Raw genomic sequence first — 20906 nt, 5'->3', positions numbered from 1 at the left:
ACGAGTCGAAACGTCTCGCCCACCCGCAAGAGCCCTAGGCCTGAGCGCCGGTCTCCGGGACGGGCACGCGGCCGGTGCGCACGATGCGATCCAGCAGCAGATCGAAGTCCGCTGCGAGCTCCTGTGCGGAGTCACCCGGCCAGATGTGAAGCGGCTTCGCGGCGCCCTGTGCCTGCTGCAGCGAGGTGCGCTCAGGAAGCTGGGGAGACAGCACCAGCGGGCCGAACATGTCACGCAGCTCCTTGATGCGGAACTGGTGCTCGATCGACTGCGGGCGCACGCGGTTGACGACGATGCCGAGCGGTTGGAGGCGGGGGGAGAGGCCGCGGCGGATCTCCTCGATGGCGCGCAGCGCGCGGTCGGCCGCGGCGACCGAGAACAGACCCGGCTCGGTGACGACCATGACGCGGTCGCTCGCAGCCCAGGCCGTGCGGGTCAGCGCGTTCAGGGACGGCGCACAGTCGATGAGAACGAGGTCGTAATCGCTCTCGACGGCGGCCAGCGCCTCCTCGAGCTTCCAGACGTCGCGGACGCTCGGATGCGGGCCGTCGAAGTTGATGGCGGACGGGCTGCCGATGAGCACGTCGATGGTTCCCGGGTGAACCTTCGCCCAGCCGCTGGACGTGATCGCCTGGCGGACGACCTTCTCCTTCGGGTTCGCCAGCACGTCGGCGACGTTCAGACGACCAGCGACCTGGATGTCCATCCCCGTCGAGACATCGGACTGGGGATCGAGGTCGACGACGAGGGTACGGACGCCCCGGGCGAAGGCCGCGGAGGCCAGGCCGAGAGTCACGGTCGTCTTGCCGACACCGCCTTTTAGGGAGCTGACGCTGAGTACGTGCACGATGACCACGTTACCTTCCCCTAGGCTTGGAAAACACTCAGCCCCGCCCCGTGTGCGTCGACAGTGCCGCGCATCGAGCTATCAGAGGTGTGCATGTTCCAGAAGATCCTTGTGGCCAATCGCGGCGAGATCGCGATCCGCGCATTCCGGGCTGCGTTCGAGGTGGGGGCGCGCACGGTCGCCGTGTTCCCCTACGAGGACCGCGGCTCGCAACACCGGCTGAAGGCTGACGAGGCGTACGAGATCGGCGAGCGGGGCCATCCTGTTCGCGCCTACCTCGACGTCGACGAGATCGTCCGCGTCGCACGCGAATCCGGTGCCGACGCGATCTACCCGGGATACGGATTCCTCTCCGAGAACCCCGAGCTCGCCGAAAAGGCGGCCGCGAACGGCATCGTCTTCATCGGCCCGCCCTCACGCGTGCTCGAGATGGCGGGCAACAAAGTCGAGGCGAAGCGGCACGCGATCGAGGCAGGTGTTCCCGTGCTGCGCTCGACCGAGGCATCCGACGACGTCGACGCGCTGGTCGCGCAGGCCGATGACATCGGGTTCCCGCTGTTCGCCAAAGCGGTCGCCGGCGGTGGCGGCCGCGGCATGCGCCGGGTCGAGACCAAGGGCGAGCTGGCCCCCGCCCTCGCCGAGGCGATGCGCGAGGCCGAGAGCGCATTCGGCGACCCGCGCATGTTCCTCGAGCAGGCCGTCGTCCGGCCTCGTCACATCGAGGTGCAGGTTCTCGCCGACAAGACCGGCGAGACCGTTCACCTGTTCGAGCGCGACTGCTCGGTGCAGCGCCGCCACCAGAAGGTCGTCGAGATCGCCCCGGCGCCGAACCTCGATGACGGCATCCGCACCGCCCTGCACGGCTACGCCATCGCGTTCGCACGATCCATCGGCTATGAGAACGCCGGCACCGTCGAGTTCCTGCTCGAGACGGCGGGAGAGCGCACTGGCGAAGTCGTCTTCATCGAGATGAACCCGCGCATCCAGGTCGAGCACACGGTGACGGAGGAGGTCACCGACGTCGACCTCGTGCAGGCCCAGATGCGTATCGCCGCAGGCGAGAGCCTGATCGACCTCGGCCTGCAGCAGCAGGACATCCGCCTGCGCGGCGCCGCGCTGCAGTGCCGCATCACCACGGAGGACCCGACACAGGGATTCCGTCCCGACACCGGCAAGATCACCACCTACCGCTCGCCCGGCGGTGCCGGCATCCGGCTCGACGGCGGCACCGTGCACCAGGGTGCGCAGATCAGCCCGCACTTCGACTCGATGCTCTCCAAGCTCACCTGCCGAGGCAGGGACTTCGAGGCTGCTGTGGGGCGCGCACGCCGTGCGCTGGCCGAGTTCCGCATCCGCGGCGTCTCCACCAACATCCCGTTCCTGCAGGCGTTGCTGGCCGACGAGGCGTTCGTCTCGGGCGACATCAGTACATCGTTCATCGATGAGCGACCCGACCTGCTGCAGGGCCGCGTGTCGAAGGACCGCGGCACGAAGCTGCTGAACTGGCTCGTCGACGTCACCGTCAACAAGCCCAACGGACCGCACCCCGGAACCATCGATCCCGCTGCCAAGCTGCCCGACATCGACCTGAACGTCGAGCCGGAGCCCGGTTCGCGTCAGCGGTTGCAGGAGCTCGGCCCCGAGGGGTTCGCCCGCAGCCTGCGCGCGCAGGCACCGCTGGCGATCACCGACACCACGTTCCGCGACGCGCACCAGTCGCTGCTGGCGACCCGCGTGCGCACCAAAGATCTGGTCGCCGCAGCCCCCTATCTCGCTCGCCTCACGCCGGGACTGCTCTCGGTCGAGGCGTGGGGCGGGGCCACCTACGACGTCGCCCTCCGCTTCCTGGGAGAAGACCCGTGGGAGCGGCTCGACAAGCTGCGCGGGGCGCTGCCGAACATCAACATCCAGATGCTGCTGCGCGGGCGCAACACCGTCGGCTACACGCCGTATCCGACCGCGGTGACCGAGGCGTTCGTCGCCGAGGCGGCGTCCGGTGGGGTCGACATCTTCCGCATCTTCGACGCGCTCAACGACGTCGAGCAGATGCGTCCTGCGATCGACGCGGTACGCGCCACTGGCGCCTCCGTCGCCGAGGTGGCCCTGTGCTACACCGGTGATCTGCTGAATCCGGCCGAGGATCTGTACACGCTTGACTACTACCTCCGACTCGCGGAGCAGATCGTCGACGCCGGTGCTCACATCATCGCGATCAAGGACATGGCGGGGCTGCTTCGCCCCGGCGCCGCCGCGAAGCTCGTCAGAGCTCTGCGAGAGCGCTTCGACCTGCCGGTGCATCTGCACACGCACGACACCCCGGGCGGTCAGCTCGCCACCCTGCTCGCCGCCGCTGCGGCCGGCGTGGATGCCGTGGACGCGGCATCCGCTCCTCTCTCCGGCACCACCAGCCAGCCCTCGCTGTCCTCGCTCGTCGCAGCGCTCGCGCACACCGAGCGCGACAGCGGGATCGACCTGAGCGGTGTCTCCGACCTCGAGCCGTACTGGGAGGCGGTGCGCAACCAGTACGCGCCGTTCGAATCCGGGCTGCCGGGGCCGACCGGGCGCGTCTACCACCACGAGATCCCGGGCGGTCAGCTGTCGAATCTGCGCCAGCAGGCCAAGGCGCTCGGTCTCGCCGACGACTTCGAGCTGATCGAGGACATGTACGCCGCTGCCGACCGCATCCTCGGCCGTGTGCCGAAGGTGACGCCCTCGTCGAAGGTCGTCGGCGACCTCGCGCTGCACCTCGCTGCTGTGAAGGCCGATCCAGCGGACTTCGAGGCGAATCCCGAGAAGTACGACGTCCCCGACTCGGTCGTCGGCTTCATGGCCGGCGAACTCGGCGATCTGCCGGGCGGCTGGCCCGAGCCGTTCCGCAGCAAGGTGCTCGCGGGGCGTCAGGTGCGAACAGGGCTCACCGCCATCACCGCAGACGATGAGAAGGCACTCGCCGGCACGAGCGACGAGCGGCGCGCACGCCTGAACACCCTGCTGTTCCCCGCGCCGACGCGCGAGTTCGAGCAGCAGCGGGAGCAGTACGGGGATCTGTCCGTGCTCGACACCGGCGACTACCTGTTCGGGCTCGTCCAGGGCCAGGAGCACCTCATCGAGATCGACCGAGGGGTTCAGCTGTACATCGGCCTCGAGGCGATCGGCGAGGCCGACGAGCGTGGCATGCGCACGGTCATGACCACGCTGAACGGTCAGCTGCGGCCCGTGTTCGTCCGCGACCGCGCGATCGCCGTCGACGCCCACGATGCTGAGAAGGCCGACACGTCCAAACCCGGTCAGGTCGCCGCTCCGTTCTCGGGTGTCGTCACGCTCAAGGTCGAGGTCGGTACGAGGGTCCGCGCAGGCGAACCGGTCGCGTCGATTGAGGCGATGAAGATGGAAGCGGCCATCACCGCTCCCGTCGACGGGGTCGTCGAACGCCTCGCGATCGGTGAGACTCAGCAGGTGGATGCCGGGGACCTTTTGGTCGTGGTCACTCCGGACAAGTAATCTTGGGCGAGCGACACGCTCGCACAGGCTTGGAGTGACACAGTGACATCGAAGAAGAATCCCGACGCGGAGAACGACGACCTCGGCGTGCTCGACGACGCCGCGTCGGTGGACACGACCGCGCTCGGAGTGCTCGGACAGACGGCGCAGGTCACCGTGACGCTGCCCGGAGGCAGCGATGACGACGATGATCTCGGCGAGGACTCCGTGCTGGACGGCGAGTTCTCGGGCGAGATCGTCGAAGGCGTGATCGAATCCGCGCACGAAGACGACACCGACGTGGAGGCCGAGAACTCGGCATCCGGCGATGAGAACGCCGAGACGGCAGAGGTCGTCGTCGAGTCGATCGCCATCGTGACGGCAGCCGCGCCGAGCGCGTCGAAGTCGAGCGCGCCCAAATCGAGCGCGCCCAAGTCGGGCGCCTCCGTATCGAGCGCCGCGGCGAGCGCCCCGGCGCCGAAGGAAGCCGCCGCGCCCGTCACGACGCCCAAGGAGCATCCGGCCGAGGTGACGCTGGCCTCGAAGCGGCTCGGCGACCAGCTCGGTCAGTCCTCCCGAGAGACGGCCGATCTGCTCACAGCCGATCGGCTGCTCGACCCGAGCCAGGTCAGCAAACCTGAGCCCGAGGGAGCCTGGAGTCACCTGCTCTACACTGTGTCCGGCCGCCGCATCAACATCGGCGACGGCAAGCGCGCACGCGCGCGCAAGGCGCTCAGCACCCGCATTGCGAGTCCGCTGACCGGTGGGGCGCGGTTCGTCCCCGTGCTGTCCCGCAAGGGCGGCGTCGGCAAGACGACGATCACGGCACTGCTCGGCATGGCGCTGGCCGACGCCCGCGACGACCGCGTCATCGCCGTCGACGCCAACCCCGATCGCGGCACGCTCGCCGATCGCATCGTGCGCACGCACGGCAAGTCGGTGCGCGACCTCGTGCGCATCCATGACGAGGTCAAGGGCTACCATGACATCTCCGCGATCGTGGCGAGGGACTCGACGCGCCTGGACGTGTTGGCATCCGACGCGGATCCGCGCATCGCCGAGGCTTTCAGCGACGAGGACTACCGCAACGTCGCCGATGTCGCGGCGCACTACTACTCGCTCGTGCTCACCGACACCGGCACCGGCATCGTGCACTCCGTCATGTCGGCGACGCTCGACCTCGCCGACCAGATCGTCATCGTGTCGGGTCTGAGCGTCGACGAGGCGCGCCTCGCGTCCGAGACGCTGACCTGGCTGGAGACCAACGGCTACGAGGCGCAGGCGCGCGCCGCCATCATCGTGCTCAACCAGTCGACGCCGGGCAGCCCGCTCGTGCGGCTCAACGAGCTCGAGGCGCACTTCCGCACGCGTGCACGGCACGTCGTGCGCATGCCCTACGACCCGCAGATCGCCGGTGGCGGGGCGATCGTGTTCGGCGGCCTGCAGCCCGAGACCCGTCAGGCTGCCCGCGAACTGGCAGCAGTCCTCGTCGAGGGTCTGCGGGTGAGCGCGGCCTGATGACTGCTCGCGAGATCAGGGTCTTCGGCGACCCGGTGCTGCGTACCGTATGCGCTCCCGTCGAGCAGATCGACGACGGGGTGCGCGCACTCGTCGCCGACCTCGTCGACAGCGTGAAGCTGCCGGGGCGCGCCGGCGTCGCCGCTCCGCAGATCGGCGTCGCCGTGCGGGCGTTCAGCTACAACATCGACGGCGACATCGGGTACGTCATCAATCCCGTGCTGGTCGAGGTGCGCGGCGAGCCCGTTCCCACCGGCGAGGGGTGTCTGTCGGTGCCCGGGCTCTGGCACGACGCGCTGCGTCACCCGTGGGCGCGAGTCGAGGGGGTCGACCTGGATGGGAAACCGGTCGTGCTCGAAGGGGAGGGGCTGCTCGCACAGGCCCTCCAGCACGAGACGGATCACCTCGACGGGATGCTGTACCTCTCGCGTCTCACCCCCGCCGACCGCAAGATCGCCATGCGCCAGGTGCGCGAGAGCGACTGGTTTTGACAGATGACGCATCAACGCCGCAAAGCGGCGTTGATGCGTCAGCCTGTCAAGGTTGAGCGAGGAGCGAAGCGACGAGTCGAAACCTCCTCCCACATGAGAAATGCCCCTGCGATCGCAGGGGCATTTCTGTACGAGTCGTGTCAGCCGATCGGTACGTTCGTGGTCTGCACCGGCTCGTCGTAGATCGCGGAGATCTCACCCGCGAAGTCCGACACGATCACGTTGCGCTTGATGGACATCTTCGGCGTCAGGTGACCGCTCGCCTCGGTCCACTCGCTGTCGAGGATCGTGAACTTGCGGATCGACTCAGCGCGCGAGACGCTCTTGTTGGCGATGTCGACTGCGCGCTGCACCTCGTCGCGCACGGCGGCGTTCGAACTCGCATCTGCGAGGGACATGTCCGCCGGCAGGCCGTTGTTGCCGAGCCACGTGGGCAGCATCTCGGGATCGAGCGTGATCAGCGCGGAGATGAACGGCTTCTGGTCGCCGACGACGACGACCTGGCCGACGATCGGGTTCGCGCGGATCGGGTCTTCGAGCGCGGCAGGCGCGACGTTCTTGCCGCCGGCCGTGACGATGATCTCCTTCTTGCGGCCGGTGACGGTGAGGAAGCCCTCCGAGTCGAAGCTGCCGATGTCGCCCGTGCGGAACCAGCCGTCATGGAACGACTCTGCGGTCGCCTCGGGGTTGTTCCAGTACTCCTTGAAGACGTTGACTCCCTTGACCTCGATCTCGCCGTCGTCGGCGAGACGCACGCCGACACCCGGGAGCGCGGGACCGACGGTGCCGATCTTCGACTTGTCCGCCAGGTTCACCGTCGCCGGGGCGGTCGTCTCGGTGAGGCCGTAACCCTCGAGGATCACGACGCCGAGGCTGTGGAAGAAGTGGCCGAGGCGTGCGCCGAGCGGCGCGGAACCCGAGACGGCGTACTGGATGTTGCCGCCCATGGCCTCGCGCAGCTTGTTGTAGACGAGCTTGTCGAAGAGAGCGAATTTGATCTTCAGTCCGAAGGGGATCTTCTTGCCCTCCTCCAGCAGTCGCGAGTGCTCGATGGCGGCGGCGGCCGCGGCACGGAAGATCTTGCCCTTGCCGCCGGCCTCGGCCTTCTGCTCGGCGGAGTTGTAGACCTTCTCGAACACGCGCGGAACGGCGAGGAGGAAGGTCGGCTTGAATGATCCGAGCGCCGGCAGCAGCTGCTTGGTGTCGGGCTGGTGCCCGGTGCGCACACCGGCGTGGACGTTGAGGATCGAGATGAACCGCGCGAAGACGTGCGCCGTGGTGATGAACAGCACCGTCGATGCGCCCGGCGTCTGCACGACCTTGTCGAGCGACTTGGCCGAGTTGCGGGTCAGCTCGACGAAGTTGCTGTGCGTGAGCACGCAGCCCTTGGGGCGTCCGGTCGACCCCGAGGTGTAGATGAGGGTCGCGATGTCGGAGCCGACTGCGATGTTGCGCCGGCGCTCGATCTCGGCGTCATCGACGTCGATTCCCGCCGCCGTGAGCGTGTCGATCGCGCCCAGGTGCAGCTGCCACACCTCGCGGATGAGCGGCAGGTCGCCGCGCACCTCATCGAGCTTGGAGAAGTGGTCTGCGGACTCGACGATCAGCGCGATGGCGCCGGAGTCCTCCATGATCCACTGGATCTGCGCGGGGGAGCTGGTCTCGTAGATCGGCACCATGACCGCGCCGGCGTAGAACAGCGCGAAGTCGACGAGCGACCATTCGTAGGTGGTTCGGGCCAGGAACCCCACCTTCTCGCCGGGCTGGATGCCGGCCGCCACGAAGCCCTTGGCGAGCGCGATGACCGCGGTCTGGAAATCAGCGGCGGAGATGTCGCGCCATCCCGCGCCGTCCGGCACGGAGAAGAGGGGGCGATCCGGCGTTGCCTCGACGCGCTTCACCAGAAGATCGGTGATGTTCGCCTCGGGATCGGCGGGAACGATCGCAGGGACTTCGAATTGAACCACGGCAACTCCTTCGGTACCGGTCGGGCACGGCTTTCCCTGAGTCTAGGGCACAACCTCGCGCGAACTCGATCAAAATTGGCATTCAGTGGCGTATCAACTGAGACTGAGTCGCAGGGGCCTTCGGGCGCTCGGCTCGGGACGCGATGGCCGGCCCGGATACCCGGCGATAGACTGCGTGACGATGTTCTACTGGCTGATGAAGTACGTGGTGGTCGGTCCCATCGTGAAGGCGGTCTTCCGGCCGTGGATCGTGGGGCGCTCCAACGTGCCGCGCAACGGCGCGGCGATCCTCGCCAGCAACCACCTCTCCGTCTCCGACTCGATCTTCCTTCCACTGCTGATCGACCGCTCGATGAGCTTCCTCGCCAAGAGCGATTACTTCACCGGTCGTGGCATCAAGGGCTGGGCGACGAAGAACTTCATGAAGGCCACCGGGCAGATCCCGATCGACAGGTCGGGAGGCAAAGCATCCGAGGCGTCGCTGAACACCGGACTGCAGGTGCTCGGCCGTGGCGATGTACTGGGCATCTACCCGGAGGGGACCCGGAGCCCCGACGGCAAGCTGTATCGCGGGCGCACCGGCATCGCCCGGATGGCACTGGAGGCCAAGGTTCCCGTCATCCCGGTGATCATGGTCGACACCGACACGGCGATGCCGATCGGACGCAGCATCCCGCGCGTCGTGCGCGTCGGCATCGTGATCGGCGAGCCGCTCGACTTCTCGCGCTACGCGGGCATGGAGAATGACCGCTACATCCTGCGCTCCGTGACCGACGAGATCATGGTCGCGCTGCAGCGGCTGGGGGAGCAGCAGTACGACGACGTCTACGCATCGTCGGTGAAAGAGCGGACGCGGCGCCACTCCTGACGGCGCGAGAGCACGTGCCGCGCCAGTAAGCTGGGGAGATGCCTCAGCAGCACGATGCCGATCTCGACACCTGGCGCGACCTCCCCATCAAGCAGCAGCCCATGTGGCCGGATGCCGATCGCGTGTCGGATATCTCGCGGCAGATCGCGGCTCTTCCGCCGCTGGTGTTCGCCGGTGAGGTCGACAACCTTCGTGATCGCCTGGCGCGGGCGGCATCCGGCGGGGCGTTCCTGCTGCAGGGCGGCGACTGCGCGGAGACCTTCGCCGGCGCGACCGCTGAACAGATCCGCAACCGCATCAAGACCGTGCTGCAGATGGCCGTCGTGCTCACGTACGGTGCGTCGATGCCGATCGTCAAGATGGGCCGGATGGCCGGGCAGTTCGCCAAGCCCCGCTCCAGCGACTCAGAGACGCGCGGTGAGGTGACTCTTCCCGCCTACCGGGGCGACATCGTCAACGGCTACGACTTCACCGAGGGCTCGAGGCAGGCCGATCCCGGACGGCTGCTGCAGGGCTACCACACCGCGGCATCCACGCTGAATCTGATCCGCGCGTTCACGCAGGGTGGTTTCGCGGACCTGCGCGAGGTGCACTCCTGGAACAAGGGCTTCGCCCAGAACCCGGCCAACCAGCGCTACGAGCGCATGGCGGCCGAGATCGACCGCGCGATCAAGTTCATGGAGGCGGCCGGTGCCGACTTCGACGAGCTCAAGCGCGTGGAGTTCTTCACGGGCCACGAGGGCCTTCTCATGGACTACGAGAGCCCGATGACCCGGATCGACTCTCGCACGAATACGCCCTACAACACGTCGGCGCACTTCCTCTGGATCGGGGAGCGCACGCGCGACCTCGACGGCGCGCATGTCGATTACTTCTCGAAGATCCGCAACCCCATCGGCGTCAAGCTCGGCCCGACCACGACTCGCGAGACGGCGCTGGCGCTCATCGACAAGCTCGACCCGAACCGCGAGCCGGGCCGTCTCACGTTCATCACCCGCATGGGAGCGGGGAAGATCCGCGACGCGCTGCCCCCGCTGCTCGAGGCCGTGCGCGAATCCGGTGCGCAGCCGCTGTGGGTCACCGACCCCATGCACGGCAACGGCATCACGACGCCGACGGGGTACAAGACCCGTCGCTTCGACGACGTCGTGGATGAGGTGCGCGGCTTCTTCGAGGCGCATCGTGCCGTGGGCACGTTCCCTGGTGGCATCCATGTCGAACTCACCGGAGACGACGTCACCGAGTGCCTCGGCGGCTCGGAGCGGATCGACGAGCAGGGTCTCGCCACGCGTTACGAGAGCCTGTGCGACCCGCGCCTGAACCACATGCAGAGCCTCGAGCTCGCCTTCCTCGTCGCCGAAGAGCTCGAGAAGCGCTGACCCTCTTCCGCGAGACTTCACGAATGTCTCGCTGAACTGCGTTCGCGAGGACATTCGCGAAGTCTCGCGGTTGGTTGTGGATAACGCGAACGAGGATCGACGCGTGGCGGCAGTGTGAGGGGATGCCGCGACATCGTCCCCTGCCGATAACACTCTCCGGCGGTGCCTTCACGTACGAGGATGCGGCCGAGGCAGGAGTGCCGTGCAGTCGGCTCAGGGGACCGGACCTCGATCATCCGCAGCCGATGCGACGACCGGGCGTTGCCGGATGGGAGACGGAACGCCCGGTCTTCCGCACGGTTCGTACGCAGGGCTGCCGCTCCTCGCTCCTGCTGACGTGTGGTGTCAGCTCGCCGTGCACGGTGCCACCGGCGTCGATGCCGACGGGCGCAAGCGCAACCTCGGTCACCGTTGGCTGGTCGCGGTCGCCGACTATCTGTTGACAGGACCACGTCGAGAGGGCCGGCGAGTACCGTTGTGCACTCGCGCGGATCTGCTGGCGGCGATCGCTCGTCGCACGGGCAAGCGCGGAGTGAAGGCACTCCGGGAAGCAGTCGATCGGGCCCGTGCTCCGGTGCACTCGCCGAAGGAGACCTTCTTGCGGTTGGCCATGGTCGACTTCGGACTCCCCGAGCCCCAAGTGCAGGTGCCTGTGCACACCGCTGAGGGGCTCAGACACGCGGACCTCGGATATCCGGAGCTCCGGCTGCTGTTCGAGTACCAGGGCGATCAGCACCGGACGGATCGAAACCAGTGGCTGGAGGACCTCACCCGTGTGCAGCTCTTCGAAGACGCGGGCTACCGCACAATGCTGATCGGCGCAGACGACGTCACGGATCGAACTCTTCCCGCTCTGATCGCGCGCATCATTCGCGCACGCGAAACTTCGCGAAAGTCTCGCTGACCCGCGGTCACGAGGACACACGCGAAGTCTCGCGGGTCGGGGTTAGAAGGCGGCGGTGATTTGCATGTAGATCTCGGTGCCGGCGCGGCGCATCGAACCCGCGCCAGGGTCGGTGCCGGTCACTTCTGTGATGTCATTCGGCGCGGCGTTCCAGAGGGGGGCGTTCGTCGGCTCGAACCCGGCGTCACGCAGGCTCTGCGCAGCCTCGTCGCGCGTGAGACCCTCGACGTCGGGCACCTCGAACAGCTGCGGGCCGAGCGAGACCACGAGGGTCATCGTGTCGCCGGGGCGCCAGTTGCCGGGCTCCTGCCGATCGCCGGTGCGGATGACACGCCCCTCTTCGACGTCGTTGTTGTACTCCTCGACCGTGCTGGTCTTGATCTGCTTCCCGCCGAGCGCGCTCGACGCCTCCGAGACGGTCATTCCCACCACGTCGGGGAGGCCGCCCAACGACACGATCAGGTTGGCCGTGTCATCCTCGAACACCTCGCAGCCGTCGCCGCAGGCGACCGCGTCGCCCCCGGCGCGCGGCGCGACGCTGGCGTTGATCACTACGCCCTCTGCGGCATCCGAATAGAGCAGGAGATCGTCGTCGGAGACCTTGATGCCGAGCTCGGCCAGATAACTGCGCGCCTCGTCTGCGGTCTTGCCGTTGAGCGCTTCCACGGTGCGCGGCGCAGGCCCGGTGGAGACGAACACCGTGACCTCCGTGCCCTTGTCGCGGCGCTCGCCCTCTGATGGGTCGCTGTGGATCGCGATTCCGGGCTCGACATCGACAGAGCTCTCATCCGCCTGCACGGCGACGAAGCCCTCATCTTCGAGCGCATCTGCGGCCTGCTCGTACGTGAGCCCGGCCACCGAGGGCACCGCGACCAGAGAGCCGGGTCCGGAGCCGAACCACCATCCGACGCCGCCGGCCAGCACCGCCAGCAACAGCACGAGCGCGAGCAGGAACGCTCCCCGTGCACGGCGTTTCGAGGCTCGGCGGCGCAGCACGGTCGCGTTATCGACCGGTTGGGAGATCGGGCCGGTCGCCGGCGCGAGCACCATGGTGGCGGGCATGACCGTCGTGACATCGCCGGAGTCGCTCTGCGATCGCATGGGTGTGGTCGCCGTCGTGGCGGGCGCGGGGGCGATGCCGAGATCGCGCTCGATCTCGCGCAGCCGGTCGAGCATCTCCTGCGCGTCGTTCGGTCGTTCGTCCGGCACCTTCTCGGTCGACCACAGCACCAGCTCGTCGAGCTGCTCGGGGACGCCGGGGTTGCGGACGCTCGGGCGCGGCACCGATTCCGTCGCGTGCTGGAACGCGATCTGCATCGGCTGCTCGCCCTTGTAAGGCTGCTCGCCGACGAGCATCTCGTAGAGCATGATGCCGAGGGCGTAGATGTCGCTGCGGGCATCCGCGGTGCCGCGGGTGACGAGCTCCGGTGCCAGATAGGCGATCGTCCCGAGCAGCTGCTGCCCCGTGGCCGTGTTCGCGGTCGTCGCGCGCGCGAGGCCGAAGTCGCCGATCTTGATGCGGCCGTCCTCGGCGAGGAGCACGTTCTCGGGCTTGACGTCACGGTGCACGATGCCGGCCTTGTGAGCTGCGGCGAGGCCGGAGAGGATCGCGTCCATGATCGAGATGGTCTGCGGGACCGTCAGTCGCTTCTGCTCGCGCAGCAGTTCGCGCAGCGTGATGCCGGGCAGATACTCCATGACGAGATAGGCGAGCTCGCCGTCCTGGCCCTGATCGAAGACGTTCACGACGTGCGGATCGGCGAGGCGTGCGGCAGCGCGCGCCTCCTGGATGAACCTGCTCTGGAAGACCGAGTCGTCGCTGAGGTGGCCGTGCATGACCTTGAGGGCGATACGCCGCTCCAGCCGGAGGTCGGTGGCGACGTAGACGGTGGCCATGCCACCGCGCGCGATCCGGGCGCGAACCCGGTACCGACCGTCGACAAGCCGCCCGATGAGGGGGTCGGCCTGCTGATTGGTCGTCACGTACAGATTCTATGGAGAAGTGACTGCAAGCCCGCGGAGCGCCTCACCCTTTCGGTCGGGTAACTCACCCGTAGAGAGCGAGCCACTCGTAGGCGGCGTCCTCCCACGGACCGTACCGCTCCGGGTACGCGGAGATCTGCACTGCCTGCGCCGCGTCGCCGAAGGGCATGCTCTCCCAGCCGGGCACGTCGAGCAGGCCGTGAGTGATCGTGCCGTCGGGGTTCGACTGGCCGTGGAAGAACGAGCGGATGCTGTGCGCCCTGTCCATGATCTGCTCGGCGGTGCCCCAGCCGGTGCTCGGGCGCTGCTGGAACAGTCCGAGGGAATCCCGGTCGCCCCAGTCGAGGTTGCGCAGCCACGACTCGACCATCGAGGTCGCCAGGGCGATCGCGATGCCGCGGTCGGAGACGCCGAGTTCACGCCCGATCTTGATGATGAGTGCGGCGTTCTCGGCCTGCGGTGAGTTCAGCGTCGTGCTGTGCGGTGTGCTGGCCTTCGACGCAGGAGACGGCGCGGATGCCGGCGCCGCTGCAGCGGCGATCTTGAGACGCTGACCCGGATAGATGATCGACGACGGCTCCAGACCGTTCGCGGCGTACAGCTCGGCGACAGTGATCCCGTGCTTCTGGGCTATGGCCCACAGCGTGTCGCCCGCGGCGACCGTGTGCGATGCGGCCGCAGACGCCGGAGCGGGGGCCGCTGGCGGAGTCGCTGCGGGTGCGGATGCTGCGGTGGGGGCGGCCGTGCCGGATACGGCGATCTCCTGACCGGGGTAGATGACTGCTCCGGAGCTCAGCTCGTTCGCGGCGAGGATCGCATCGACCGAGGTGCCGTTCTTCTGGGCGATGCCGAAGATGGTGTCACCGGCGGCGACGACGTGGGTCCGCGCAGTGGCGGTCGGTGCGGGCGCGGCCGCCGCAGCAGCAGCAGGAGCGGCGGACAGCCGAATCGTCTGCCCGGGGTAGATCACCGAACGCCATCCGAGGTCGTTCCAGGCGAGGACATCGACAGTCGCGAGGCCGAACCGGTGCGCGATCCCGGCGATGGTGTCACCCGGTTGGACGGTGTACGAGGCGGGCGCGGACTGGGCCTGCTTGACCGGGGATCGTGTCACAGCGACCGGTTTCGCGGGGGCCACCACTGGCTGTGGAAGACCGGGCAGCCGTTGGAGCGATCCGATGTCGACCGGCACGGCGGAGGCCGGGGCGGCTGCGGTCGCCGGCGCGGCGGCGAATGCACTCGCCAGCACCCCCAGCGCCGCTGCGGGAACGCCGAGCTGGGCGTAACGGGTACGGTTCGACAAAGCAGTGAGTCTCAAGGCTTCCCCCCCTGTTCAGACTCCTGAAACGCTGACACGGATGTAAAGAGAAGTCAACAGAAGTGACGGATGTGACTGGTGTGCACAGCGCGGCGATGTGCGTCCTTCGGCGGGAGGTGAGATAGTCGAGTCGTGTCTGAGAATGCCGCTGAACTACCCGCCGTCGAATGGCTGACCACACCGGATCTGGTCGAGATCCTCGACGAGCCGCTCGGGCGGGTGCGCCGCCTGATCGCCGAGCAGCACCTGATCGGCTCCACCCGGAACGGGGCGTTCGCGGTGCCGTCGGTGTTCATCGTCGACGGGCGTCCGCTCGCATCGTTGCGGGGCACGGTCATCGTCCTCACGGATGCCGGATTCACCGATGACGAGGTCATCGACTGGCTGTTCGAAGAGGACGAGGAGCTCGGGCGCACACCGATCGCCGCGCTGCTGGATGGACACAAGAGCGCTGTCCGTCGGATCGCGCGGGCGCTCGCCTGACAGTCAGGCTGTGCGCACGGTCGCCGCGCGGGCAAGCTCGCGCAGTTCGCTGACCGATGCGTTGTCGAGGCGCGCCCCTGCAAGTGCGCGGTCGGCCTCGCCCACGTAGGAGCGGATCATGTCCTCGACCCGCTCGAGTGCTCCGGAGTCGACTATCGTCGCTTGCAGCGCCGCCACCTGGCCGGCGTCGAGGTCCACATCCCCGAGAAGGTCGTCGAGAACGTTGCGGGCAGAGGTGTCCAGACGCTCCCGAGTCAAGGCGATCAGCACGGTGCGCTTTCCCTCGCGCAGATCGTCGCCGGCCGGCTTGCCGGTCACGGAGCCGTCGCCGAACACGCCCAGGACGTCGTCGCGCAGTTGGAACGCCATGCCGACCGGGTGCCCGAAGGCGCGCAGCGCGCCCTGCTGATCTGCGTCGGCGCCGGCCAGCGCGGCCCCCAGTACGAGCGGCTGCTCGATGCTGTAGCGCGCCGATTTCAGCGAGACCACCTGAAGAGCCCGCTCAGCGTGCTTCGCGTCGGGATTGACGCGCCACGCGGACTCCTCAGCGATGTCGAGGAACTGCCCCGTGGTCACATCCCGGCGCATGCGTGCGTACTCCCGGCGAACGGGCGCGGCATGCGGATGCTGCGCGAGGGCGTGCTCGAGAAGGTCATCGCTCCACGCGATCAGGAGGTCACCGAGGAGGATCGCAGCCGACCGTCCGAACGCCTCGGCGCCGCCCGACCATGCGAGGTCGCCGTGCCGCGCCTCGAGCGCACGGTGCGCGGCCGCGCGCCCTCGGCGGGTGTCCGAGTTGTCGATCAGGTCGTCGTGCACGAGGGCGGCGGACTGGAAGATCTCGAGCGCGGCGCACAGATCCCACACGGCGTCCGTCTCCGTGGCCGTACGATCCGCCGAACGCGCGACGGAGCGCCAGCCGGAATGGCAGAACCGAGCGCGCAGACGCTTGCCGCCCTGCAGCGTCTCGGCTGCGGCATCCAGGAACATCGCGGCATCAGGGCCGTAGGGCGCCGACTCCGCTCGTGCGTCGGTGAGGAAGCGATCCAGGCGAGCGGCGACGGCCTGCTGGACTTGGCTGGAGAGGGGCACGATAATCAGCTTAGGTTCTCAGCCGAAACCTAGCCTCCGCGGTCCTGCGCGCGTAGACTGGAAGACACTTAACCCGAGGGGGGCGTCATGCCACTGTCTGAACAGGAGCAGCGTCTGCTCGATGAGATGGAACGTCATCTCCTGCACAACGACGCTGACATCGTCAGCGCGCCGTCGGGGGATCGAACACTGAGCTATCGCAACCTCGTCTACGGTGCCGTGCTGCTGCTCGTGGGCATCGGCGCTCTCGTCGCGGGTGTGGCGCTCGGCAGCCAGCTCGGCCCGGTCGTCAGCATCATCATCGGCGTGATCGGTTTCGCAGCGATGCTCGCCGGCGTCATCCTCGCCGTCACTCCGACCCGTCGAACTGGTCCTGCGCGCCAGGCGAAGTCCCCCTCCTCCAAGTCTCCGCAGGGCTCCTCCTCCTTCATGGATCGGATGAGCGATCGCTGGGATCGTCGTCAAGACGGTCACTGACCTCCACTTCACAGACCCGGATGCCCACGGCATCCGGGTTTTTTTGCGTTTCTGAGCACTTTCCTCCACTGGGCCTCCACTGCCCTCCACCGGTGCTCCACCGTGTCTTCCGGCGGAATGACGGGGGAGCGGGGTGGTGAGCCCGTGAGATGTGGCATTCTTTTCGCGGTTCTCCATATCAATGTGGAGGAAAGTGGAGTAAAGTGGGGTTCACCTCGAGTTGGCCGGACGCAGAGGGGGTGATGGCCGATGTTGCTGGGAACGCACTCACCCAAGCTCGACGACAAAGGCCGAGTCATCCTGCCTGCGAAGTTCCGTGAGGATCTGGGCGGCGGCATCGTCGTCACCCGCGGCCAGGAGCGGTGCCTGTACGTCTTCAGCACCGCGGAGTTCGAGGCGATGCACGAGCGGATCCGGCAAGCACCGCTCAGCAACAAGCAGGCCCGCGACTTCCTGCGCATGTTCCTCTCGGGTGCAAGCGCCGAGATGCCCGACAGCCAGAACCGCATCACCATCCCCGGGCACCTCCGCCAGTACGCGGGGCTCGAGAAGGAACTCATCGTCACCGGTGTCGGAGCACACGCCGAGATCTGGGACGCCGCGGCTTGGAACGACTACCTCGCCGCCGGCGAGGACACGTACTCAGAACTGGAGCAGGAGGTGATTCCGGGACTCTTCTGACCTCGGCTGTGATGCCCCGCCGCTCCCGCCCCGACACACTTCCCCGGTGCCGGGTCGAGATGCGGAGGGGGATCAGGGCCAAGGTCACCGGAAACGATCATGAATCTCCGCGACATCCACACTCCCGTGCTCCTCGAGCGCTGCATCGAGCTGATGGCTCCCGCGCTGCAGCATGATGGTGCCGTCGTCGTCGATGCGACGCTCGGCATGGGCGGCCATTCCGAGGCTCTGCTCGAGCGCTTCGAGAACATCAGACTCATCGGGCTCGATCGCGACACCGATGCCCTGCGCATCGCGGGGCAGCGTCTGGAGCGCTTCGCCGACAGGGTCACGCTCGTGCACACCGTCTACGACGAGATCGGCCTGCACGCGCAGGGCGCGTCGGCGATCCTCATGGATCTCGGCGTCTCCTCCCTGCAGCTCGACGAAGCCGAGCGCGGATTCGCATACGCGAAGGACGCCCCGCTGGACATGCGGATGGATCAGACCAAGGGTGTGACGGCGGCCGAGGTTCTCGCGACCTACAGCGAGGGGAACCTCCGCCGCATCTTCGAGCGCTACGGCGAGGAGAAGCTCGCCGCGCGCTACGCTCGCTTCATCGTCCAGGCCCGCGACGCGAGCCCCCTGGTCCGGTCGCAGGATCTCGTCGACCTGCTTCAGACGGCGACCCCGGCGGCGGCCCAGCGCAGCGGACACCCGGCCAAGCGGGTCTTCCAGGCGCTGCGCATCGAGGTGAACTCCGAGCTGAGCGTGCTGGCCGACGCGATCCCCGCGGCCATGGATGCGCTGAGGGTCGGCGGCCGCATCGTCGTCATGAGCTACCAGTCGCTGGAGGACCGCCTCGTCAAGCAGGCGTTCGCGGCGGCATCGGCATCCACCGCCCCGGCCGGCCTGCCGGTCGAGCTGCCGGAGCACGCACCACGGTTCCGCACCCTCACCAAGGGGGCAGAATTCGCCAGCGATGAAGAGAAGGCGCGCAATCCGCGCGCCATTCCGGTGCGCCTGCGCGCCGCAGAACGAGTAAGGGAGGCCGCATGAGTCGCGCCACCGCCGCAGCGATGCTGCCGCAGCCGCACAAGCCCGCCCAGACCCGTCCCTCTCGATCGCTCAGACCGGTCACCGCTCCGTCGCCCCGCCGTCGGCCGAAGCTCGCGTACGCGCTGATCGCGCTCGGCGGCGCCTTCGCCATCGGCGCTGCGCAGATCGGGCTCTCGCTCGCGATCACCCACGATTCATACGTCCTGGCCGATCTCAACTCGCAGCAGCGTGAGCTCAACCTGCAGACCAGCGCGCTGGAGGACGACCTCGCCGGGATCGCCTCGCCTCAGTACCTGGCGACGGAGGCATCCGAGCTGGGGATGGTCGTCGCCGGCTCCGCCTCGTACCTGCGACTTAGCGACTCCGCAGTGCTCGGGGCGAACACGGGCGCAGGATGGCGCTCCACCGTTGACCCGACCGGCGCAGGGGCCGTCGACAACGCCTTGCTCGACGCGAAGGAGGCTGAGGCCGCCGCTGCCGCGAAAGCCGACGAAGCCCCGAGCACCGCCGTCGACCCGGATCTTCCCCCGCCCATCACCGACGGCCTCCCCAGCCCCTCGACCCGCTGACGAAGATGGGAGACACAGCATGACGACTCGAGCCACGCGCGGACCTCGCCGAAGGACCGTCGTCGCCCTCGCGGTGATCCTCGCCGTCCTCGCCGCATTCGTCGTCCGGCTCGTCGACATCCAGGTCGTGAACGCGAGTGACCACGTCGCGGATTCGCTGAACGTCGGTCAGCTGGGCTACACCGAGACACTCCGAGGGAATCGCGGCTCGGTCGTTGACGAGAATGGCACCCTGCTCGCCTCGAGCACCAAGGTCTACGACGCGCAGCTGGACCCCAAGGTCATGAAGCTGCTGGAGGAGAACGAGGACAACCCGCCGAAGACGCCGTGGAATGAAGCCGCCGACAAGATCGCGGAGGTCACGGGGCTGGATGCCGACGACCTTCGCGCCGGCGTGGCCGAGACGCTCGCAGCGGATCCCGAATCGCAGTACTACCCGCTGAAGAAGGGGCTGAGCACTGCCGACTACCTGAAGCTGCGCGATCTGGGTCTGAGCTACGTCCATCAGATCCCGCGCGAGACGCGCGTGTACCCGAACGGCGCTGTCGCCGGAAACGTGGTCGGATACCTCGACAGCGCGGGCAAGGCCCAGGCCGGCATCGAGCAGATGCAGACCGAGTGCCTGGCGCCGGAGAACGGCGAGCGCACCTACCTGCGCGGAACGGACGGCGTGATCATCCCCGGCAGCGACCGCACGGTGGATGCCGTGGACGGCGGCACCGTGCAGCTCACGATCAACAGCGATCTGCAGTGGTACATGCAGCAGATGATCTCGGAAGAGGCGCAGAAGCAGGGCGCGAAGGCGGGCACCGCGTTCATCGCTGAGGTCGAGACGGGGAAGATTCGTGCAGCCGCGGAGTGGCCGGCCCTCGACCCCAATGATCTGGATGCCTCATCTCCCAAGGACTGGGGCACCCGCGTCTTCGGCCGCACGTTCGAGCCCGGCTCGACGTTCAAGGCGATCACCGCCTCCGCCATCTTGGACTCCGGGGCTGTGAACCTGAACACGACGGTGTCGGCCGCCGGGCGCGAGGAGTTCCCGAACGGCGCGGTCATCAACGACGCCTTCGTGCACGGCGCCTACAACTACACCCTCGCCGGCGCTCTCATCGACTCCTCCAACGTCGCGCTGTCGAAGTTCGGCACCATGGTCGAGCCCCAGGTGCGCTACGACTACATGAAGAAGTTCGGCGTGGGCGAGAAGACCATCGACTTCCCGCGTGAGGGCCAGGGCGTCATCCACCCGGTATCCGAGTGGGACAACCAGTCGATCTACACGACGACCTTCGGCCAGTACTTCACCGTCACCGCCCCCCAGCTCGCCGGCGCCTATCAGGCGATCGCGAACCACGGCGAGAAGATCGACCTGTCACTCGTCGAGTCGTGCACGCTAGCCGACGGCACCGTCGTCACGCCGGAGGCGCCGGAGCACGAGCAGATCGTCTCAGAGTCGACGGCGGACACCGTGTCGCGGATGCTGGAGAACGTCTCCGTCCAGGGTGGACTCGCCGAACAGGTCGAGGTTCCCGGGTACCGCGTGGCGACCAAGACCGGTACCGCGCAGGTGCCGGACGGCAAGGGCGGCTACAAGTCCGGCGTGTACTACACGAGCATGGTGGGCTTCGCTCCGGCGGACGATCCGAAGTACGTCGTCGTGGTCACCCTCGACGAGCCGACTAAACTGACTTCATCCGCAGCTACAGCGCCCGCCTTCCAGAAGGCGATGACTCAGGTGCTGAAGACCTACCGAGTCTCGCCGTCCACAGAGCCGATGGGCGAGCTGCTCCCGAAGTTCAAGTAGCCGGCACTGC

The 20906-nt window shown here is 67.7% G+C and carries 17 protein-coding genes; 12 read left to right on the top strand and 5 right to left on the bottom strand.

Features of this window, described 5'->3' with window-relative positions:
- Nucleotides 1-34: 34 nt before the first annotated feature.
- Entirely contained in the window at nt 35-847 is an 813-nt protein-coding gene (locus IM776_RS10160; RefSeq protein WP_194422596.1) for a ParA family protein, read from the bottom strand.
- Nucleotides 848-940: 93 nt separating this feature from the next.
- Here IM776_RS10160 and IM776_RS10155 point away from each other — a divergent pair, with 93 nt between their 5' ends.
- From IM776_RS10155 to def, 3 genes are read left to right on the top strand one after another with little or no spacing between them, the layout of a single operon-like run.
- Nucleotides 941-4348 (top strand): pyruvate carboxylase, encoded by a 3408-nt coding sequence (locus tag IM776_RS10155; RefSeq protein ID WP_194419946.1) that lies wholly within the window; start codon nt 941-943, stop codon nt 4346-4348.
- 42 nt (nt 4349-4390) lie between these two features.
- Entirely contained in the window at nt 4391-5845 is a 1455-nt protein-coding gene (locus IM776_RS10150) for a MinD/ParA family ATP-binding protein (protein ID WP_194419945.1), read from the top strand.
- Complete coding sequence (gene def / locus IM776_RS10145; RefSeq protein WP_194419944.1) at nt 5845-6336, top strand: peptide deformylase; 492 nt, start codon at nt 5845-5847, stop codon at nt 6334-6336. Before IM776_RS10150 ends, def begins: the two co-directional genes overlap by 1 nt.
- 140 nt (nt 6337-6476) lie before the next feature.
- Here def and IM776_RS10140 read toward each other — a convergent pair whose 3' ends face one another.
- Entirely contained in the window at nt 6477-8303 is a 1827-nt protein-coding gene (locus tag IM776_RS10140; RefSeq protein WP_194419943.1) for an AMP-dependent synthetase/ligase, read from the bottom strand.
- A gap of 181 nt (nt 8304-8484) precedes the next feature.
- Between IM776_RS10140 and IM776_RS10135 the strand changes: the two genes are divergently transcribed.
- The 3 genes from IM776_RS10135 to IM776_RS10125 all read left to right on the top strand — a co-directional run bounded on the left by IM776_RS10135 (nt 8485) and on the right by IM776_RS10125 (nt 11454).
- Nucleotides 8485-9171 carry a lysophospholipid acyltransferase family protein gene (locus IM776_RS10135; protein ID WP_194419942.1) on the top strand — a complete coding sequence of 229 codons (687 nt, stop codon included), beginning with the start codon at nt 8485-8487 and terminating at the stop codon, nt 9169-9171.
- 38 nt (nt 9172-9209) lie between these two features.
- The gene (locus tag IM776_RS10130) at nt 9210-10550 is read left to right on the top strand and encodes a class II 3-deoxy-7-phosphoheptulonate synthase (protein WP_194419941.1); all 1341 of its coding nucleotides are present in this window, start codon (nt 9210-9212) and stop codon (nt 10548-10550) included.
- 268 nt (nt 10551-10818) lie between these two features.
- Complete coding sequence (locus IM776_RS10125) at nt 10819-11454, top strand: hypothetical protein (protein WP_194419940.1); 636 nt, start codon at nt 10819-10821, stop codon at nt 11452-11454.
- A gap of 42 nt (nt 11455-11496) precedes the next feature.
- Here the strand turns inward: IM776_RS10125 and pknB are convergent, their stop codons facing one another.
- Nucleotides 11497-13437 carry a Stk1 family PASTA domain-containing Ser/Thr kinase gene (gene pknB / locus IM776_RS10120; RefSeq protein WP_194419939.1) on the bottom strand — a complete coding sequence of 647 codons (1941 nt, stop codon included), beginning with the start codon at nt 13435-13437 and terminating at the stop codon, nt 11497-11499.
- Nucleotides 13438-13501: 64 nt separating this feature from the next.
- The gene (locus IM776_RS10115) at nt 13502-14740 is read right to left on the bottom strand and encodes a muramidase family protein (protein ID WP_228479708.1); all 1239 of its coding nucleotides are present in this window, start codon (nt 14738-14740) and stop codon (nt 13502-13504) included.
- Nucleotides 14741-14887: 147 nt separating this feature from the next.
- On the opposite strand from IM776_RS10115, the gene IM776_RS10110 reads away from it, so the two are divergent.
- On the top strand, nt 14888-15238 hold the full coding sequence (locus IM776_RS10110; RefSeq protein ID WP_194419937.1) for an Rv2175c family DNA-binding protein: 351 nt from the start codon (nt 14888-14890) through the stop codon (nt 15236-15238).
- A gap of 3 nt (nt 15239-15241) precedes the next feature.
- Here IM776_RS10110 and IM776_RS10105 read toward each other — a convergent pair whose 3' ends face one another.
- Entirely contained in the window at nt 15242-16330 is a 1089-nt protein-coding gene (locus IM776_RS10105) for a polyprenyl synthetase family protein (protein ID WP_228479707.1), read from the bottom strand.
- A gap of 87 nt (nt 16331-16417) precedes the next feature.
- Here IM776_RS10105 and IM776_RS10100 point away from each other — a divergent pair, with 87 nt between their 5' ends.
- From IM776_RS10100 to IM776_RS10080, 5 genes are all read left to right on the top strand, one after another.
- On the top strand, nt 16418-16807 hold the full coding sequence (locus tag IM776_RS10100) for a DUF3040 domain-containing protein (RefSeq protein ID WP_194419936.1): 390 nt from the start codon (nt 16418-16420) through the stop codon (nt 16805-16807).
- Between the two features lie 249 nt (nt 16808-17056).
- Nucleotides 17057-17488, top strand: a complete 432-nt coding sequence (gene mraZ, locus IM776_RS10095) for a division/cell wall cluster transcriptional repressor MraZ (RefSeq protein ID WP_147039480.1) — start codon at nt 17057-17059, stop codon at nt 17486-17488.
- 99 nt (nt 17489-17587) lie between these two features.
- Nucleotides 17588-18526, top strand: a complete 939-nt coding sequence (gene rsmH / locus IM776_RS10090; protein ID WP_194419935.1) for a 16S rRNA (cytosine(1402)-N(4))-methyltransferase RsmH — start codon at nt 17588-17590, stop codon at nt 18524-18526.
- The gene (ftsL, locus tag IM776_RS10085; RefSeq protein WP_194419934.1) at nt 18523-19095 is read left to right on the top strand and encodes a cell division protein FtsL; all 573 of its coding nucleotides are present in this window, start codon (nt 18523-18525) and stop codon (nt 19093-19095) included. The genes rsmH and ftsL overlap by 4 nt, the downstream gene beginning before the upstream one ends.
- Nucleotides 19096-19114: 19 nt before the next feature.
- Nucleotides 19115-20896 carry a peptidoglycan D,D-transpeptidase FtsI family protein gene (locus IM776_RS10080; protein WP_194419933.1) on the top strand — a complete coding sequence of 594 codons (1782 nt, stop codon included), beginning with the start codon at nt 19115-19117 and terminating at the stop codon, nt 20894-20896.
- Nucleotides 20897-20906: the final 10 nt, after the last annotated feature.

The organism is Microbacterium abyssi (genome assembly GCF_015277895.1).
GTDB classification, from domain to species: domain Bacteria; phylum Actinomycetota; class Actinomycetes; order Actinomycetales; family Microbacteriaceae; genus Microbacterium; species Microbacterium abyssi.
The sequence above is the reverse complement of the archived record's forward strand: the minus strand, read 5'-3'. Positions and strand labels throughout refer to the sequence as shown.

Bases quoted from the DNA above. Each gene is read 5' to 3' on its own strand.
- IM776_RS10155 (WP_194419946.1), top strand. From the start codon at position 941: ATGTTCCAGAAGATCCTTGTGGCCAATCGCGGCGAGATCGCGATCCGC.
- def (WP_194419944.1), top strand. From the start codon at position 5,845: ATGACTGCTCGCGAGATCAGGGTCTTCGGCGACCCGGTGCTGCGTACC.
- IM776_RS10135 (WP_194419942.1), top strand. From the start codon at position 8,485: ATGTTCTACTGGCTGATGAAGTACGTGGTGGTCGGTCCCATCGTGAAG.
- IM776_RS10130 (WP_194419941.1), top strand. From the start codon at position 9,210: ATGCCTCAGCAGCACGATGCCGATCTCGACACCTGGCGCGACCTCCCC.
- IM776_RS10125 (WP_194419940.1), top strand. From the start codon at position 10,819: ATGGGAGACGGAACGCCCGGTCTTCCGCACGGTTCGTACGCAGGGCTG.
- IM776_RS10100 (WP_194419936.1), top strand. From the start codon at position 16,418: ATGCCACTGTCTGAACAGGAGCAGCGTCTGCTCGATGAGATGGAACGT.
- mraZ (WP_147039480.1), top strand. From the start codon at position 17,057: ATGTTGCTGGGAACGCACTCACCCAAGCTCGACGACAAAGGCCGAGTC.
- rsmH (WP_194419935.1), top strand. From the start codon at position 17,588: ATGAATCTCCGCGACATCCACACTCCCGTGCTCCTCGAGCGCTGCATC.
- ftsL (WP_194419934.1), top strand. From the start codon at position 18,523: ATGAGTCGCGCCACCGCCGCAGCGATGCTGCCGCAGCCGCACAAGCCC.
- IM776_RS10080 (WP_194419933.1), top strand. From the start codon at position 19,115: ATGACGACTCGAGCCACGCGCGGACCTCGCCGAAGGACCGTCGTCGCC.